The following is a 16,890-nucleotide window of genomic DNA, read 5'->3' as shown; positions in this document are numbered from 1 at the left end:
GGCTTAGTAAACGCTTGACGCGCTCTAAGTTGTCTTACAGTTCCGGTTTTATCGAATTTTCTCTTGTAGCGCTTTAATGCTCTATCAATGTTTTCTCCGTCTTTAATTGGTATAATCAACATAATTTAGACACCTCCTCTCATTTAGTGGGTGCAAAAGTAATATAATTTTTGTATTTTGAATTATGAATTACGAATTATTTTTTGGCGTGCCGGTGGCTACAACAACTTCCTTTATTAAAAACCTTCAATAAAGCCACCGTCGGGCTGTCCGTTACAATCTTTTACTTCGCAAAAGGATTTCCACTTCCATCCCTTACGCAAGAGAAAGTGACAAGTTAAAAGGGAAAAAGGATAAGCAACCTAAACAACTTATCCCTTTTCCATTATCTCTTATGCCTCTATTACTTCACCGCAGGCTGATAGCTTTGTTTGTCAATAATCATCTTAGACAAAATCTCTCTAAGGATTTCTGAAGTTCCACCACCTATTGGCCCTAAACGGCTGTCTCTTAACAAACGCGCCAATGGATATTCTTCCATGTAGCCATAACCACCAAGCATTTGCAGACAACTGTAAATGGCTTCATCGGCTACTTTAGTAGATTTTAGTTTGGCCATAGTGGCTTCTTTTACCACATATTCTCCTTGATTTAGCCTAGCTACAGCAGCATAATTAAATAACTTGCAATGCTCTACTTCGGTAACATGATCTACCATGGTATGGCGCAAAGCTTGAAACTTATTTATAGTTTTTCCGAAAGCTTCTCTTTGGGACATGTACTCAATAGTATATTCAATTGCATATTCAGCTCTTGCATGGGCATTGATAGCCATGATTAATCTCTCCAAGGCAAAATGTTGCATGATGTAAGGAAAGCCTTTTCCTTCTTCTCCCATTAAATTATCTGCCGGAATTTCAACATTATCAAAGGAAATCTCGGCGGTATCAGAAGCTCTCCATCCTAACTTATCCAACTTTGTGGAAGAAATTCCTTTTAAATTGGTATCCATCAAAAATATACTGATTCCTTTATTTCCCAGCTCCGGACTTGTCTTTGCCGCCACTACATAATAGTCAGCATAAACACCATTGGTTATAAAGGTTTTTGAGCCATTGATAACATATTTATCTCCTTTTTTCACAGCTGTTGTTCGCATTCCTGCAACATCGCTTCCGCCAAAAGGTTCGGTCAAACACAAAGCACCAATTTTATCACCGGCTATACTTGGCGCCAAGTAATCTTGTTTTATTCTTTCATCTCCTTCGGCATTTAAATGTGTCATGGCTAAATAGGCATGCGCCCACATAGCAGCCGCAAAACCGGAAGACTTTATTTTTTGAAGTTCTTCTAAAAATATTACGGTATAAAATAAATCTAAATTCAATCCGCCGTAAGCCTCAGGATAAGCCAATCCAAAAAAGCCCATATCGCCAAACTTTTTCCAAATAAAGCGCTCAATAGTACCCGTTTTTTCCCATTTTTCAATATGTGGCACTACTTCTTTTTGCAAAAAATCTTGCAAACTCTTCCTAAACAATTCGTGTTCTTCTGTAAAATATGTTGAATTCATATAAATAAGGCTACTTTTTTAAGCTATTTTTTTAGAATTCCAAATATAAGGCAATTATTTTTACTTTATCAACAGGAAAACCTTTAATTTTTGTTAAATCCTCAATTTTTATATCGCCGTTCATGCTTCTATAAATCACTATTTCTTTGGCTAGAGTATATCTAAAAAATGGGAATTGAGCCAACTCCTTGACCGAGGCATTGTTAATGCTAATTCTTTTAATATTCGTCGCTGATTTTACGACAAAAAACTTATTCAAATTTTCTATCACTTCGGGTGATAAACCCCAAATATCTTGCATTTGTTCCATTGAGGCAAAAGCGCCCAACTTGTTTTTTTGTTCCAAAATCCGATCTGAAATTTTATCTCCAATTCCGTAGACTTTCATCAAATCTTCTTTCGTGGCCTCGTTGATATCGAGAACCGTGATTTTTTCAGCTTTGTAAAATTCTTTTTTGGGATAAGTCGAACTGTACTCCTTTTTGTTCTTCACCCAATCCGGAAATTTGAAATAAGGCGCAATGACTTTGAGCAAAGAATCAGAAACTTTGGTTACATTTTGAAACTCTGCGGCCGAATTGACAAACTTATTTTGTTTGCGATAAGCCAATAATCGGTCGATTTCTGCTACAGACATTCCGAGTTTGTAACCTTTAAAATCGTTGATGAAATTAGGGTTGAAAGGATAAATCGTGGGTTTGTAATTTTTGTCTTGACGTTTGATACTGTCAATCAAACTTTGATTGGCCAACCATTTGGCTTTCTCTTTACTTGAGTCCTCAATTTTTTTGAAATCATTAAAAAGATAAAAACTTTGGCAAAGAACTATAATAATAAAAAGCAAAATAATTCCGATTCGTTGACTTTTCGAATAACTTAAAATCGATGACAAGATGGAATTATCGTTCGTCATAAATTACAAATCAAATACAGAAGTTCTTTTACCTCGAATTAAATCTTTCAATTTAAGCCAAAACGCTAAAGTAAGATACACGCCAAACCATAATCCGGCTGTGACAAAAGTGATGTAAATAAAAAACAACCGCACATTCGAAGCCCGCATTCCCAGCTTATCTGCCAAACGAGACGAAACGTGAAAACCGTGTTTTTCGAAGAAATATTTTAGTTGAATTACGGGTGACATTTGCTAGTTTTTTAAAAGTTGGATTCCAATAGCACATTGCAAACATTTGCTGTGATTGCAAAAGTTGTTTTTCAATTGCAGTAGCGATTGTGTTTCAAAAGCATTCTTTGATTTTACTCCAAAATTAGCAAACTTTTCAATGATAATGTTCTTTTCGGGCGCTATAGTTTCCATCAAATGTAAAAGCGATTCTGAAATTTCTTTGCCTTGACTTTTGGCGTAAGCAAATTGAAACGGCACAATGGTATTAATCACCAACAAATCGATAAACGATTTAGAGAATTGCTTTTTCTTTCTCGGGCTTTCTTTCTCAAACTGGTAATGATTTTCCCAATAGGGAGAAACGCCAACTTCAAACAGTTTATAAAAATCGAACAGCGAATGTGTGCTCACTATTTTGGAAAACAAATTTTGCTGTTTGTGGTACAACATCGCCAATTGCGCCAAACGAATCGTCGGAAAATTATCCGGTCGGTGTTTAAAAAACTGCACCGGCTCGATAAAAGTTTTTTTTAACCGATGCTTCTGTGAAATATAGGTGGAACGATTTTGCAAATCTTTGCCGTAAAAGTCCTCAGCATCCATAGGCAATAAATCAACTTTTCCGAATAGTAGCGCTTCCAAATTCTCGACTTCAAAACTCTCTTTTCGAATGATGGAAAACGGAATCGACTTCGCCATTTTTAAAAAGATTTCGCCATTGGTATTGAGCCCGAAATTTTTAGCTAGCATATAAAACAGAACGGCTTCCCAATCGTTATCTGTTTCTTGCAAAAGCTCTTCTATCGGAATGGATTTTCGTTCCAAGCGTTCAAAAAACAATCGCTCTTGCCAATTTTTGAAAACAAACTTCTCGATCGATTCAATTTGGTTTTCGCAATAAATCCAAGACTTTGGCATAGCCAATGATAAATAGTGATTCAAAATACCATTAGCAACATAAGTTTTAAGTTCTAAAGTGGAAATCTCCGTGTTGTCTTTTCTGAAAATCGGCGTGTCGTGTTCCCAAACCACATGCAGAATCACATTGTTGTAATGATTATCGTTTTCATGTTGGTGCAAATACCAATCTGAAGACTTCAAATGAATTTCGACATTGCCTGCCCATTTTTGGTTACCAATAATAATTTGCGCATTAAAAAAATCTGGTCCGGATTGCTTCAAATATTGACCGGTGTTGACAATGGTAAGCATTTCTCCAGTAACCGTTGTTAGGTTGGAAAAGTCAAACTTCTTATATTGCCATACATAATGAAGAAAATCTTCTTTCACGATTCTAAATTTTTAACTAAAGTAAGAAAATTACTTTTATAATAAAAATATTTTGTAATGAAAAATTTACTTTTTGCTCTTTTATTGATAATCTCGGGCAATGGATTTGCTCAAAACTATAAAATCACTTACCTAAAAAGTTCCAATGGAGGTTTGTTGGAAAACCAAGATGCGATTTGGGTTTTCACCAATGCCAATCAGAGTTTGCTGAGTAACGAAAATATTTCCAATCAAAAAGCAACCTTTCCTTTTGAACAAACCAATATCGACAGAAAAAGCAATTCTTTTTATCAAACGGCGACCTTAAACCAATCGGAAGTCATTGCGATGAAAGACAGCATTTCATTGGCGAAGCAAACTTTTGAATACTTAAATGATAGTAAGAAAATCTTAGGCTACCATTGTAAAAAAGCCAAAACAATTGTCAACTCCAACACTATAGAATTTTGGTATACTGACGAATTGAATGTTAAAGGTTCACCAACGGTTTTGGGACAAAATTTAGGACTAGTTCTCGAAATGGTCCGCAACGGTAACTTTGTGATTGCGGCAACTAAAGTAGAAAAAGTAAAATCTTTTCCTGTAATTGAATCTGCTAAAAAACTGGTTGACGTCCTGACTTATAAAGATTTACTATGGAAAAGCCGTTTCACCACAATCAATATTTTCAAAGACCAAATCATCAACTTTTCCGATGCTTCGAAGTCGAATGATTCTATTTTACGCTTTGCGAATGGAACGATAGCGGTGCGAAAAGTAAAATTTCCTGAGATCAAAGTTGGAAGCCAAATTTTTGTCGATATAACTGAGCAATCTAACGGTGATGCTTATGACCGAACCGGTTCTTTTTTTATGATTCCGACGGATAAAGAACTGTCGTTTTTGAATGGCTTACAAAATGGCGCCAAAACATTACCAATTTACACCAATGGCAACGGTAAAGAATACCAAGGCGTTGTAACCACTGAAAACTATAATCCTGTGTTGGAATTGATGCGTTTCTTTACGCCTTTTGGAGTCAAACAATACAATTATTTAGAGTTGAAAAATAAAACTTGGGCTGAAAACGTGTTGTACCGTCAAGACGTTTCAGATTTGAGAAGTTTGTTGAGTGGCAAAGAAGTTTGGCTCGGTATTAACATTGGCAACTATGACAAAGGCGGTCATAAAGTTTCGGCGAATATTACCATTCACACTGAAGAAGAAAGTAAAGTTAAACCAACACAAATTGTGCCTTTGTTTTGTACCAATAACATCATGGAAATGGCCGGTCAGGAATATGGAACGATGTTCAACAATGACAAAGGTTTGGAAGTTACTTTTACATTAGACAAACCTATGAAAAATTGCAAACTGCGTTATATTACAACAGGTCATGGTGGTTGGGAAAACGGCGATGAATTTGTACCTAAAAAGAATTCGATTTTCTTAAACGGAAAAGAAACTTTCAGTTTTACGCCTTGGCGACAAGATTGTGGTTCGTATCGTTTGTCAAATCCGGCGTCGGGGAATTTCCCGAATGGATTATCTTCTTCTGATTACAGTCGTTCCAATTGGTGTCCGGGAACAGTGACCAATCCTATTTTTATTGACTTAGGCGATTTAGCAGCCGGAACACATACGATACAAATTAAAATCCCGCAAGGTTTGCCGGAAGGTGGTAGTTTTAGCGCTTGGAATATTTCGGGGGTTTTGATTGGGGAATAATTTAAGGGAAAAGGGATAAGAGAAAAGGGATAAGAACTTCCTAATCCCTTATCCCTTTTTACTTTTGCCTTATTTTATCGAACTGATAATATCGTGTTTAGTAATAATATGATGTTTTCCATTGCCTAAATCTACCAACACAGCTTGATTGTCTTTGTTGATTAGTTTGGAAATTTCTTCGATCGGTGCGTTGGCATTTACAATTGGATAAGGTTTACCCATGATTTCACGAATTGGTTTTTCAGCTATGTTTTTGTCTTCTATGTAGCTTCTGAACAAATCGGTTTCGTCTATGCTTCCTACGAATCCAGAGGTATCGATTACCGGGATTTGAGAAATATTGTATTTTTTTAAACGTTCGATGGCGTGTGATACTAATTCTTCTGTTCTCACTATTACCAATGGTTTGTCTTTGTGGTCTTTGATCACGTCTTCCGCTTTGGTGATGTCTTCGTCTAGGAAACCTCTTTCACGCATCCAATCGTCGTTGAACATTTTCCCTACGTAACGGCTTCCGCTGTCGTGGAATAAAACCACTACCACATCGTCTTTGGAGAAATGTTCTTTTAACTGATGTAATCCTTTGACACAAGCGCCAGCTGAATTCCCCACAAAAATTCCTTCTTCTAAAGCTATTTTTCTGGTATAAACGGCAGCATCTTTATCGGTTACTTTGGTAAAACCATCTATTACGGAGAAATCAACATTTTGCGGTAAAATGTCCTCTCCGATTCCTTCTGTGATATAAGAATAGATTTCGTTCTCGTCAAAGATTCCGGTTTCGTGGTATTTTTTGAATACAGAACCGTAAGTGTCAATACCCCAAACTTTGATGTTTGGATTTTTTTCTTTTAAATATTTTCCGATGCCTGAAATCGTTCCGCCTGTTCCTACTCCAACCACAAAATGGGTTACTTTTCCATCCGTTTGTTCCCAAATTTCGGGTCCGGTTTGTTGGTAATGGGCTAAAGCGTTGCTTGGATTATCGTATTGGTTTACGTACCAAGAATTTGGAATTTCGGTGCTCAATCTTTTTGAAACCGAGTAATATGAACGCGGATCGGTTGGTTCTACATCAGTTGGACATACTATTACTTTTGCTCCAACAGCTCTAAGTATATCCATTTTTTCTTTGGATTGTTTGTCGGTGATGACAAAAATACATTTGTATCCTTTTACGATGGCGGCTAAGGCTAATCCCATTCCGGTATTGCCAGAAGTTCCTTCGATGATGGTTCCTCCCGGTTTTAATCGACCATCTGCTTCGGCGTCTTCGACCATTTTTAGTGCCATTCTGTCTTTAGTAGAATTGCCCGGATTAAAGGTTTCTACTTTGGCCAAAACCAAAGCGTCGATTCCTTCTATGACTTTATTTAGTTTTACTAGTGGTGTGTTACCAATAGTGCCTAATATGTTTTCTGCGTATTTCATTTTAAAGTGGCTGAGTGGCTGAGTTACTGAGTTACTGAGTAGCTGAGCTTTTAATTTAGGTTACAAAGATATTGATAAAAAGAAGGTTTGCAAGTTTGGGGAACGTTAATTCGAAAACGTTTGAGTGCGGGATGGGAACGGCATCCTTTTGTCTTGTTTGCAAAACGAGGCAAAAGATATAGTGGACAGCGCGTTTTCACGCCCAAAAAATTATTGGAAAAAATTCCATACTAATCCGAATCGAATCATGAAGTCTCGGTACGGATAATTGGGTGCGTTATAGAACGTATTGCCGGTCATTTTGGAATTAAAATGTTCTAACTTGAAGAAAATTCGGGTTTGGCGGATTCTGGCGTTGACAAAGAAATCGACCATTGGGAATTCGCCAATTTCTCGGGTATTTTGCACAAAAGCTTCAGCGGTCACCGGATTGTAATCGTTGGCGTAGTATTTTGTGAAATAGTTAAGTGTGAAACCGGTTTGGAGGAATAGGGCTTTTTTGAAGAAGTAATCCGTATAATACAAGGTGTTTCGGGTTACGATTTGCGGCACGTTGAGAATATCGTCTTCTTGGTCGATTTGTTGGTACAAAATGGTATTATCGAGTGCCAATTTCCACCATTTGAATTCGCGGCTGACTTTTACTGACAAGTAATTGATGGTTTTGTTGTATTGTTTTGGAGAAATCAATTGTTGTCTTGCATCGGTTGAATCGTCGCTGAAATAGAGATAATCGTTGAGCGAACTCACTTGTAAAGTCGCCTCGAGCCATTGCGTTTTGGCAGTGGCTTGGAGATTATTTATTTTTTCGTTATTGAAATTGTTGTACCAATTGTAGGCTACAAAACTGCTTTGGTACAGATTGAAGGTGTGGTCTGGAATTTTGTTCAACATTTGGTATTGGAACAGAAACTCGTTTTTATCGTTGAGTTTGTAGGTCAGTTTGGCATCAAAATTAGAGAGCGACTGATTGGAGATGGAATTTGAGTATAGAAAAGTTCCGTTCCATTTGTTTTTGCGGTATTCATATTGGCCACCGACGGTGTTAATTTCGTCATTAATAGAACTTGGTACCGCGCCTGAAGGCAAAATTAAAATGCGGTTGTAATAATAATTGTATCGGAAGTCTTCGGCGAAGAATTGGAATTTTCCGAGTAGAGAATTTTCATAAACCGCGCCTACTTTGTTGTACATTCGGTTGTAGCGGGTTTTGTCGTTGACTCCGGAAGAAACAAATGCGTCTCCGAAACGGTAAACTTGTTCTTCGTTTTCGCCTACGGTAGAAATTACTGTTTTTTGGTTGTATTCAAAGAATTTGTTTTCGTAATTGAATTGGTGCGCCAAAAAGAGATTGTTATTTCCGGCTTTGGGATTGATTCTGAAATTATGGTCAAAGAAAAATCGTTTGGCTTTCATGAAAGTTTTGGCATCTCTGAGGTAGACTTCCAGTCGGGCTCTGTTTTGGAAAGCGGCGTCTTCGCCTTCAAAATCTTCTAGGGTTGTAATTCCGCCATTTTCCCCATTGAGAAAATCTTGCCCGGTGAAGTGAAAATTCAGATAATATCTTTTATTGAGGGTATTATAGCTTGAGGTAAATCGGAAGTTTCCGGTGCTTGACAATTGGTTGATGTATTTTCCAAGTGAGCGCAATCCTTTGAAAGCAACCGACATGTTGAATCGTTCGGAAGTGTTGACTGCAATTAATGCATCAACTGATTGTCCTTGTTCCATTACGGTTTTGAAGTACAATTCGGTAATCGGTGTGGCTACGGAATAATATTTTATATCATTCGGTTTCATGTAATTGAAATGTTTTCCCGAGAAACCTATTTCTGGGAAAGACGAAAATTTCTTATACCCATAATCAAGCACCGTGTAGGTTTGTCCTTCATTGGCAAAGGGCAACAATCCAAAAATATCTTTTCTAAGATAGTTGTATTCGTATTCCTTTTTGATGGTTAATGAGGTGTCTACATAGGTTGTGTCTTTTTGAAGCGTTATGATTCTGTAATAGTCATGTGGCGCTTTCTTGGCTGTTTTAGAATCTACCGAATCAGTCCTAGTATCATTTCTTTGACCGGGTGTAAATTTTTTTTCGAGTTTAGTCACCTTTTCGCTTCTTCTTTCTTGTGAAGAAACGGATTGTATTGAAAGTAAAAAAAGTATAAATAAAAGATATCTCATCTGAATGATTTTCGGGACAAAAATACACAAAACAATTTGTAATAAAATCATAAAAAAACCATCCTGTTGTGCAGGATGGTTTAATTTATACATACAAGTGTAAAGTTTACTCTTTAATAAATTTCTTAGTAGTTACTAAGTTATCCGATTTGAAAGTAATAAAATAAACTCCAGCTGCCAAAGAAGAAACGTCAATAGCGTCTGTTGCAGCTGCATTTGTTCTTTTATAGATTTCTTTACCGGTAATTTCTCTTATGGTAATTTCTTGAATCTCGGCTAAACTTTGACTACCATAATTCAGAACATTTGATGCCGGGTTAGGATAAACCATGATTTGGCTGTCAGCAGCTGAAAATTGGTTGTTGTTCAACGTAACATCATTTAACGATGATACAATCAAAGAATATTTCTGAGGTCCGTTTGACAAAGTACCTTTGTGACTAACAGTAATCGTGTAAACACCATTAGGATTATCCACTTGTACTTTTTCAAAATTATCTCTAAAATTATCTGCATTTCTAACCGCACCATCATAAGGCACTGCCGGATTTAATGTCCAAGGAAAATATGTCTCTGTACCATTAGAAACTCTCAAATCTAAATCGTTTACCAAATAGGAATTGGTAGGGTCAATAGCGTTTGTAGTATTAGCTGCAGCTGCAGGATCGCTCCATGACACCGAAGCCATTAATGGATTGGTTCCTGATGAAGCCACATTAAGTGTATAACTTTGTCCGTTGGCAAGTTCAAGTTCATAAATAACTGCGTTTTGTTGTTGGTGTTTTAAAATCAGAGTAGACGCAGCTTCAGCATTTACCAATCCCCAACCATATTCATAATCCGGGCCATCATAAGAACCGGCTTCATCCGTGGTGTGCATCATTAAGCCTTTTAGCGTTGCAGCTCTCATGTAGTTAGCAAATAATGATTGATAATATTGTTGCAACAACAACGAAACTCCTGAAATTCCGGGAGATGCCATAGAAGTTCCTTGCATAACGCTATTAGAGGTGTCTGAAGTAGCAACAGTAGATCTAACAGACACGCCTTTAGTTACGATTTCAGGCTTAATTCTTCCGTCATCTGTTGGACCCCAACTACTAAAAGAAGACATCACAACACTAGTTGGATCAGAGTAATTTAAAACTTGGTTTACGGCACCAACAGTGATAACATTTTTGGCATTATGCATTCCTCTTATTAGGTTGTAACCGAACTTTTCGGTCAGATATGGTCCAATTATTGGATCGTTGTAATCACTTCTGTCATTTCCTGCAGAAGTAACGGCTAGGTAATAAGGAGCTGCAAAAGTAACTTGATCCAATTGTCTCGCTCTTGAATCGTAGGCTCCGAAATTCCATGGAGTTGTTTGTGAAGCACCAATAAAATAAGAGTGATTAGATACTAACATTCCGTTAGCTGCTTGATCTGCCATTTCTGTATAATCGTTATTCCAATCAAATGAAAAAGCACTGGCATTAAAGGCCAAACCTCTTAGGTTAGCTGTTATTCCTTGTGCTACAATAGTTCCGGTAACATGAGTAGCGTGGTCTTCAAAAGCTGAACCGTCAAGACTAATCACTTTACTATTAGGGAATTCAACATGGGTATTTCGGGCAGAACCACCATCCCATACATAAGCATACATTCCTTGACCTTGAATATTTAATCCTAAACTCCCACCTGAATACATACGATCTGTTCTAGCGGTTCGAGCGGCATTGAAATTAGATGTGGTGTAATAAAGAACTTCAGAGTTATTGATCACATCATAAATTTCTTTTTTTACGCCATCTAAGTATAAAACTTTTTTGGCTGTAGGATGAGATAATAAATAAGTATCTATTCTCAATTTTCTCTGTGAGTATTCATGGTTAAATGACTCAGATAATAGATTCAAAGCAGCAACATCCGTTTGTTTAATAATGTCTTGTCTTTGAGAAAGAGATTGCGAGAAACTGACTGTGTAAGTAAACATCAGTAAAAAGGCAATTTTTATAGTATTTTTCATAGCTAAAAATATATTTTTAAATCAAAAAATCCTAACAAAGTTAGGATTTTTTTTTAAATATCTAGTAGACAGTTATTAGATTAAATACCTGTAAATACTTCTTCTTTATTACCATATGAACCAACACCTGGGATATAGTAATTTACATATACCTTCATTGTTCTGGTACATGGGTTGAAAGAAGATATTTGAGAAGCGTCAGTTGACATTCTAGCCCAAATATAACCATTATATTGTGCTACGAAGTAACCCGTATTTTGCTCTGCAAATGTTACAACAAATGAATCGTTATATGACAAAATAAAGTTTGGTGCTGAAGCATTATCTTCCCAAAAGTCATTAATTTGTATGGTATTAGCGGTAGGACCAACAGCTACAGTATGAGTAGAAGTGCCTAACCACCAAGAAGTTGCATCAAAATCACCTACAAAAGAAGTAATTTCACAAGACAAGCTAACATTCACAGTGTAAGTATTGTTGAATACAGCACTTTCCAAAGAGGAAGAAGACATCTTGAAATTAACCACTTTACCAGTTTGAACTGCACCTTCTTCAAGGAATCTTACTTTAAATTGACCTGTGGTTTCACCATCAGCCAACTCATCTGTTCCATTAACGATAACAAAATCAACACCTTCAACAGCAGTTGAAGTTTCAGTATCTACCACCATAGAAACAGTATTTGTACCGTCAACAGCTTTAACTACACCATAATCGATGTCAATTTCAGTGAAACCTGTACCTGAAAAAACAAATACATCTTTCGAAACACCGTTATGAAAATTTAACAAAGCATCACCTTGGTAAACTCGCTCGCCTTTATCGTCATCAGTACAGCTTGTAAAAGCTACCGCTGAGAAAAGGGTCACTAAACTTAATAATTTAATTTTTTTCATAGTTTCTTTTTTTAATTATATCCTGGATTTTGTTGAATAGTAGGATTACCGGCAATCTCGTCTTGAGGAATTGGCAAAGTAAATCTGTAATCAGTATTTGAAATCGTCGTAGGCAATGTTAAAATTAAATCGTCAGTAATATTTCTGTCGATACTTTGATTGGCTAAAACTCCTAAACGTTTGATATCAATATATCTGAAACCTTCAAAACACAATTCTTTTCTTCTTTCTTTCAAGATATCAGCCCAAGCTTGTTGTTGGTCAGCATAAGAAGGTAATGGTTGCGCTGCTAATCTGTTTCTAGCATCACGAATGTTTTTGATATAACCAGCAGCTACACCCAATTGGTTTTCAGCTACAGCACACTCAGCTAGGATAAAATACATCTCAGACAATCTAAAGATTTTGATATCATTTCTCAAAGGTTGAGTAGGTTTTCCTGGGTATTTGTCAATTACTAATACATCAGAAGTATTGTACGCAGGATTAGTTAAGTATCCTGTATCAATTAATGATGTTGGATCAACAAAAGCAAGACCACGAATATCACCGTTTACTGCACGTAATTCGTTAAACAAGTTTCTTCCCATATCTAAGAATGCTCCACCTGTAGCTGCGGTAGTGTTGAAAAAGAAGTTACCAGCTATGTTACCCCAACCTCCACCAGAAGGTCTTGAAAGTGCAAATAAAACTTCTCCTTGACTTAAATCAGCCCAAATTCTTCTGTATGGATTACTGGTTGTGTTTTCATTGTAGAAGTTAGCAGCCACATAAGGTGTTGCTACAGTTAGCCCCAATCCAGAAGTATCAAGTACTTCTTGAGCATATTGTTTTGCAAGTGTATAATTTTTTCTGTACAAATACATTCTGGCTCTCAAAGCATTTGTCATGTTTTTTGAAGCATATTTGTAAGCAGAAGCACCTGTACGATCAATCAAATTAGCATCCGCGTATGCTAAATCACTTTCAATTAAAGCAAAAACTTCACCGTTAGTAGATCTTGGTAATTTCTCGTCAATAGCCGGAACATAGTCAAATAACATTACTCCCAAAGCACTATCATCTGATAAATCAGTTGAGAAATAAGTCAACAATTGGAAATAAGAGTAAGCTCTGATGGCTCTAGCTTCAGCAATGATTGAATTGTATTCCGCTGTTTCATCCACTACGTCATTTACGACAGGGGTTACAAGTTCAGCAGCTTCAATTAATCTGTTAGCTCTGTTGATTACTGTATAATGACCAATCCATAAACCGGATACATATCCTGTACTTTGGTTTAAATTGAAACGATGCAATTGTAATTCTTGACCACCGTTATTTGGTCCGATACCACATTCATCAGTAAATGATGCTGAAATCATGATTTCATTAGTATTCCCTATACTCGAGTAAACCGAACCATTAAGGAATTGAGAAAGGTCACTTACGGTTCTGAAGGTAATATTATTACCTAACTCACCGTCTTGAACAATATCCGTAGCATCATTACAAGATGATAGCGAGAATATTAAACCCAAAATTATTATTAAACTCTTTATACTTTTCATAAAATTATGTTTTATTTAAATTAAAATCTGATGCTAGCACCAAAGGAAACAGTCTTTGGATTAGGGAAAGCAGTAACACTTAACACTTGAGTGTTTTCTGGGTCAAATCCTCTCCATTTTGTCCAAGTATATAAATTTTCTGCTTGAGCATACAAACGTAAACTTTGAATAAATGTTCCTTTTAAGAAATTAGAAGGGAAGTTATATCCGAAAGTTAAATTTTTAAATCTCAAGAAAGAAGAATCATATAAGAATCTGTCTGTCGCTGTTGATCCGTAAGTGGAACCATTTGAAGCATTTAGAGCAGGGAAATTGGTTGGGTTTTGTGCCGTCCAAGCATTTAACATGTCTGAAGAAACGTTATCGTCACCAATGAAGTCAACATTATAAGCCCATGATAATTGGTTATCAACTCTCCATACATCTTTTGTCCAAGAGAACAAAGTATTAAAGAAGAAACCTTTGTAAGTAGCGTTGAAACCGAAACCTCCTTGGTATACCGGTACAGAACTTTTTCCAGTTAATCTACGGTCAGCAATTAAATCAGGATTCTCAGTAACGTTACCGTCAGCATCTAAGAATAATAAATTACCATTAGCTTGATTAACTCCTACATAAGGAATTAAATTCCATTGGTAAGCCATGTCACCAACTTGGTTAACTAAAGCACTACCAGACTGATCTGTTGGCGTTAATGAAGTGATTTCGTTTTTGTTGTAAGCCATGTTAGCAAACAACTGTAAGTCAAGAGCTTTATTTTTGAATACGTTATATTTCAATTGTAACTCAACTCCTGTGTTTCTTAATCCACCATTGTTACCACTTTGAGAATATATACTTGTAGCAGCAGAACGATTGATATCGCTATACAATTTTTCTGTTTGTTTTCTGTAGACATCAACATTACCCTCAATTCTATTGTTCAACATAATGAAATCAAGACCGATGTTAGCTTGAGAAATTTCTTCCCATCTCAAATCAGTGTTTGCAATATTTGACACAAAAATACCTGGATCATTGTTATACCCGGCACCAGTTGCGTTTAAGTCTCTTACAATACTAGTAGCTAAAAGTAATGGGTTTGTTCCATAACCTGGAGCTACAATGTTTTGGTTACCTTGTGTACCGTAAGAAGCGCGTAATTTTAACATCGAGAAAATAGAACCTTCCATAAATTTCTCTTTGTCTACATTCCATCTACCGGAAACTGACCAGAAAGTACCCCATTTGTAATCATCAACAAAACGGTAAGTAGCATCTCTTCTGATTACTGCAGCAAAACCATATTTATCATTATAATCATAGTCTAAAGTAGCAAAATAAGACAATGTACCAGCATCTATTTTAGAAGCAGCAGCTGTTGAAATATAAGAGTTAGGCGTAGCAGGGTTGAAAGCAATATAACCTGTTCCTGCACCAGGAGCATAGGTCAACAAATTCAAACCATTTTGGAATTGAGAAGAAGATCTAAAATGAGCCTTCATATATTCCATATACACATTGGCATCAATTCTGTGTTTCTCTTTAATTTTTTTAGAATAACCTAAACTAGCGATGTTAGTGAATGTAAAGTCTTTAGAAGCAGAGATTCTCTCAAAACCTCCAAACTCTTCTGCTCTACTTTCTCTAACAGCAATTGCTAAATAAGACCATGGTGATCTTGCAAAAACTCTATCACTTTGTTTAAAATCAATACCAAATTTATTTGACAATGTTAAATCGTTAGTCAATTTGTATGATGCTGAAATGTTTGCCAAAACTGCACTTTCATCAGCCCAGCTTGGTAAACTATTATCTTTTAGAATGTCTTCCAATACATAAGTATCATTAGGTCCGGAAAAATCAGTTCCGATAGCATTGTACAAATCTTGTCCTGTAGCATACTGACCTGCTTCAACATATGGTAATCCCATTGTTGCTCCGTGAAGTGGATTCTGGATAGTGTTATTGTTAACACCGTCGTTAGTCTCTTGATTTAACTCACTTCTTCTTGAGTAAGCCAAAGACAACTGAGTATTATAAGTAAACTTCCCGTTTTTAGATTTACCATTTAAGTTATTTCTAAAAGTAAATCTTTGGAAATCTGTAGTCGGAACCATTCCTCCTTGTTTGAAATATCCAAAAGAAGAGTAAGTGGTGATATTTTCTCCACCAAAAGTTAATCCTAAATTGTGTTGTTGGGTAACATCAACACCAAAAAACTCATCTGTCCAATTTGTATTGGTACTGTAGGCAGCAATCTCAGCATCTGTTAATGTAGCTCCAAGACCGGTGTTTTTATTTTTCTCAATAGTCAAAGCTTGTCTTGAGTTTGACATGTTGTATTTGTTTTTCGGAAGTACGTTTACTCCATTTACAACATCATAAGTGATTTTAAGAGCCGAACCGTATTTACCTTGTTTAGTAGTAATTACCAAAACACCATTCGCACCTCTATTTCCGTAAATAGAAGTAGCGGCAGCATCTCTTAAAATAGATACTGTTTCAATATCGTTTTGGTTAAGACTTCTAAATTGATTACCGTTTGTAGGCACTCCATCAATAACAATAAGTGGGTCAGTTGACGCATTTAATGAAGAAGCTCCTCTAATCAAAAGGTCAATCTTACCAGAACCCGGTGAACCGGAAGATGACAAAATTGAAGCTCCAGGTGCAGTTCCTTGTAATGAATTCAAGAAAGACGCATTTGGTCTGTTTTCAATTACCTCAGCAGTTACAGTAGTTAATGCTGAAGTGGTTGAAGCTTTTGTTCTAGCGCGGTTATACCCCTCAGAAACAATTACAACTTCTGTTAAACTTACCCCTTCGGATAAGGTAACATTGTAGGTATTGGCTGCAGTAACGTTAATTGACTGCGAATTGTAACCTGTAAAGGAAATTACTAAAACATCACCTTGCTTTGCTTTGATAGAAAATTTTCCGTCAAAATCAGTTTGGGTACTGTTTTTTGTCCCTTTAACAATAATATTTGCACTAGGAAGTGGTCCAGTTACGTCTGAAACAACTCCAGTCACAGTTTTCTCTTGTGCAAACGAAAACTGCATTGTAAACGCCAATAAAAGCGTAAAAATCCATTTGAACTTCGATCTCATATTAATTTTATTTGAGTTAGTTATTTTGCA

The 16,890-nt window shown here is 36.4% G+C and carries 12 protein-coding genes; 1 reads left to right on the top strand and 11 read right to left on the bottom strand.

The window, feature by feature from the left end:
* From rpsU to ACK4HO_RS06020, 5 genes are all read right to left on the bottom strand, one after another.
* Nucleotides 1–122, bottom strand: a 122-nt coding sequence (gene rpsU, locus ACK4HO_RS06040; protein WP_374539954.1) for a 30S ribosomal protein S21, incomplete at its 3' end; no start/stop codon positions are given.
* 281 nt (nt 123–403) lie between these two features.
* Nucleotides 404–1,573 (bottom strand): acyl-CoA dehydrogenase family protein, encoded by a 1,170-nt coding sequence (locus ACK4HO_RS06035; protein ID WP_409663985.1) that lies wholly within the window; start codon nt 1,571–1,573, stop codon nt 404–406.
* 31 nt (nt 1,574–1,604) lie between these two features.
* On the bottom strand, nt 1,605–2,486 hold the full coding sequence (locus ACK4HO_RS06030; protein WP_409663982.1) for a helix-hairpin-helix domain-containing protein: 882 nt from the start codon (nt 2,484–2,486) through the stop codon (nt 1,605–1,607).
* A gap of 3 nt (nt 2,487–2,489) precedes the next feature.
* Nucleotides 2,490–2,717, bottom strand: coding sequence for a PspC domain-containing protein (locus ACK4HO_RS06025; protein ID WP_176305771.1), 228 nt, complete (start codon nt 2,715–2,717; stop codon nt 2,490–2,492).
* A 3-nt stretch (nt 2,718–2,720) separates the two neighbouring features.
* Nucleotides 2,721–3,989, bottom strand: coding sequence for a DUF2851 family protein (locus ACK4HO_RS06020; RefSeq protein WP_409663978.1), 1,269 nt, complete (start codon nt 3,987–3,989; stop codon nt 2,721–2,723).
* Nucleotides 3,990–4,046: 57 nt separating this feature from the next.
* Between ACK4HO_RS06020 and ACK4HO_RS06015 the strand changes: the two genes are divergently transcribed.
* Nucleotides 4,047–5,696, top strand: coding sequence for a GLPGLI family protein (locus tag ACK4HO_RS06015; protein ID WP_409663975.1), 1,650 nt, complete (start codon nt 4,047–4,049; stop codon nt 5,694–5,696).
* 69 nt (nt 5,697–5,765) lie between these two features.
* Here ACK4HO_RS06015 and ACK4HO_RS06010 read toward each other — a convergent pair whose 3' ends face one another.
* The 6 genes from ACK4HO_RS06010 to ACK4HO_RS05985 all read right to left on the bottom strand — a co-directional run bounded on the left by ACK4HO_RS06010 (nt 5,766) and on the right by ACK4HO_RS05985 (nt 16,860).
* Nucleotides 5,766–7,127, bottom strand: a complete 1,362-nt coding sequence (locus ACK4HO_RS06010) for a pyridoxal-phosphate dependent enzyme (RefSeq protein WP_409663972.1) — start codon at nt 7,125–7,127, stop codon at nt 5,766–5,768.
* Between the two features lie 210 nt (nt 7,128–7,337).
* Nucleotides 7,338–9,404: a putative porin gene (locus tag ACK4HO_RS06005; RefSeq protein ID WP_409663969.1), complete on the bottom strand. Its 2,067-nt coding sequence runs from the start codon at nt 9,402–9,404 to the stop codon at nt 7,338–7,340.
* Between the two features lie 13 nt (nt 9,405–9,417).
* On the bottom strand, nt 9,418–11,322 hold the full coding sequence (locus ACK4HO_RS06000; RefSeq protein WP_409663967.1) for a S8 family serine peptidase: 1,905 nt from the start codon (nt 11,320–11,322) through the stop codon (nt 9,418–9,420).
* 80 nt (nt 11,323–11,402) lie between these two features.
* A complete protein-coding gene (locus ACK4HO_RS05995; protein ID WP_409663964.1) occupies nt 11,403–12,218 on the bottom strand; it encodes a hypothetical protein in 816 nt (271 codons plus the stop codon).
* 11 nt (nt 12,219–12,229) lie between these two features.
* Complete coding sequence (locus tag ACK4HO_RS05990) at nt 12,230–13,768, bottom strand: RagB/SusD family nutrient uptake outer membrane protein (RefSeq protein WP_409663961.1); 1,539 nt, start codon at nt 13,766–13,768, stop codon at nt 12,230–12,232.
* A 20-nt stretch (nt 13,769–13,788) separates the two neighbouring features.
* On the bottom strand, nt 13,789–16,860 hold the full coding sequence (locus ACK4HO_RS05985) for a SusC/RagA family TonB-linked outer membrane protein (RefSeq protein WP_409663958.1): 3,072 nt from the start codon (nt 16,858–16,860) through the stop codon (nt 13,789–13,791).
* Nucleotides 16,861–16,890 lie beyond the last annotated feature (30 nt).

This window comes from Flavobacterium sp., assembly GCF_046296355.1.
GTDB lineage: Bacteria > Bacteroidota > Bacteroidia > Flavobacteriales > Flavobacteriaceae > Flavobacterium.
The sequence above is the reverse complement of the archived record's forward strand: the minus strand, read 5'-3'. Positions and strand labels throughout refer to the sequence as shown.

What these genes read in the sequence shown, in the direction of transcription:
- ACK4HO_RS05990 (WP_409663961.1), bottom strand. Translation starts at nt 13,768, where the DNA reads ATGAAAAGTATAAAGAGTTTAATAATAATTTTGGGTTTAATATTCTCG.
- ACK4HO_RS06035 (WP_409663985.1), bottom strand. Translation starts at nt 1,573, where the DNA reads ATGAATTCAACATATTTTACAGAAGAACACGAATTGTTTAGGAAGAGT.
- ACK4HO_RS06010 (WP_409663972.1), bottom strand. Translation starts at nt 7,127, where the DNA reads ATGAAATACGCAGAAAACATATTAGGCACTATTGGTAACACACCACTA.
- ACK4HO_RS05985 (WP_409663958.1), bottom strand. Translation starts at nt 16,860, where the DNA reads ATGAGATCGAAGTTCAAATGGATTTTTACGCTTTTATTGGCGTTTACA.
- ACK4HO_RS06025 (WP_176305771.1), bottom strand. Translation starts at nt 2,717, where the DNA reads ATGTCACCCGTAATTCAACTAAAATATTTCTTCGAAAAACACGGTTTT.
- ACK4HO_RS05995 (WP_409663964.1), bottom strand. Translation starts at nt 12,218, where the DNA reads ATGAAAAAAATTAAATTATTAAGTTTAGTGACCCTTTTCTCAGCGGTA.
- ACK4HO_RS06000 (WP_409663967.1), bottom strand. Translation starts at nt 11,322, where the DNA reads ATGAAAAATACTATAAAAATTGCCTTTTTACTGATGTTTACTTACACA.
- ACK4HO_RS06015 (WP_409663975.1), top strand. Translation starts at nt 4,047, where the DNA reads ATGAAAAATTTACTTTTTGCTCTTTTATTGATAATCTCGGGCAATGGA.
- ACK4HO_RS06030 (WP_409663982.1), bottom strand. Translation starts at nt 2,486, where the DNA reads ATGACGAACGATAATTCCATCTTGTCATCGATTTTAAGTTATTCGAAA.
- ACK4HO_RS06005 (WP_409663969.1), bottom strand. Translation starts at nt 9,404, where the DNA reads ATGTATAAATTAAACCATCCTGCACAACAGGATGGTTTTTTTATGATT.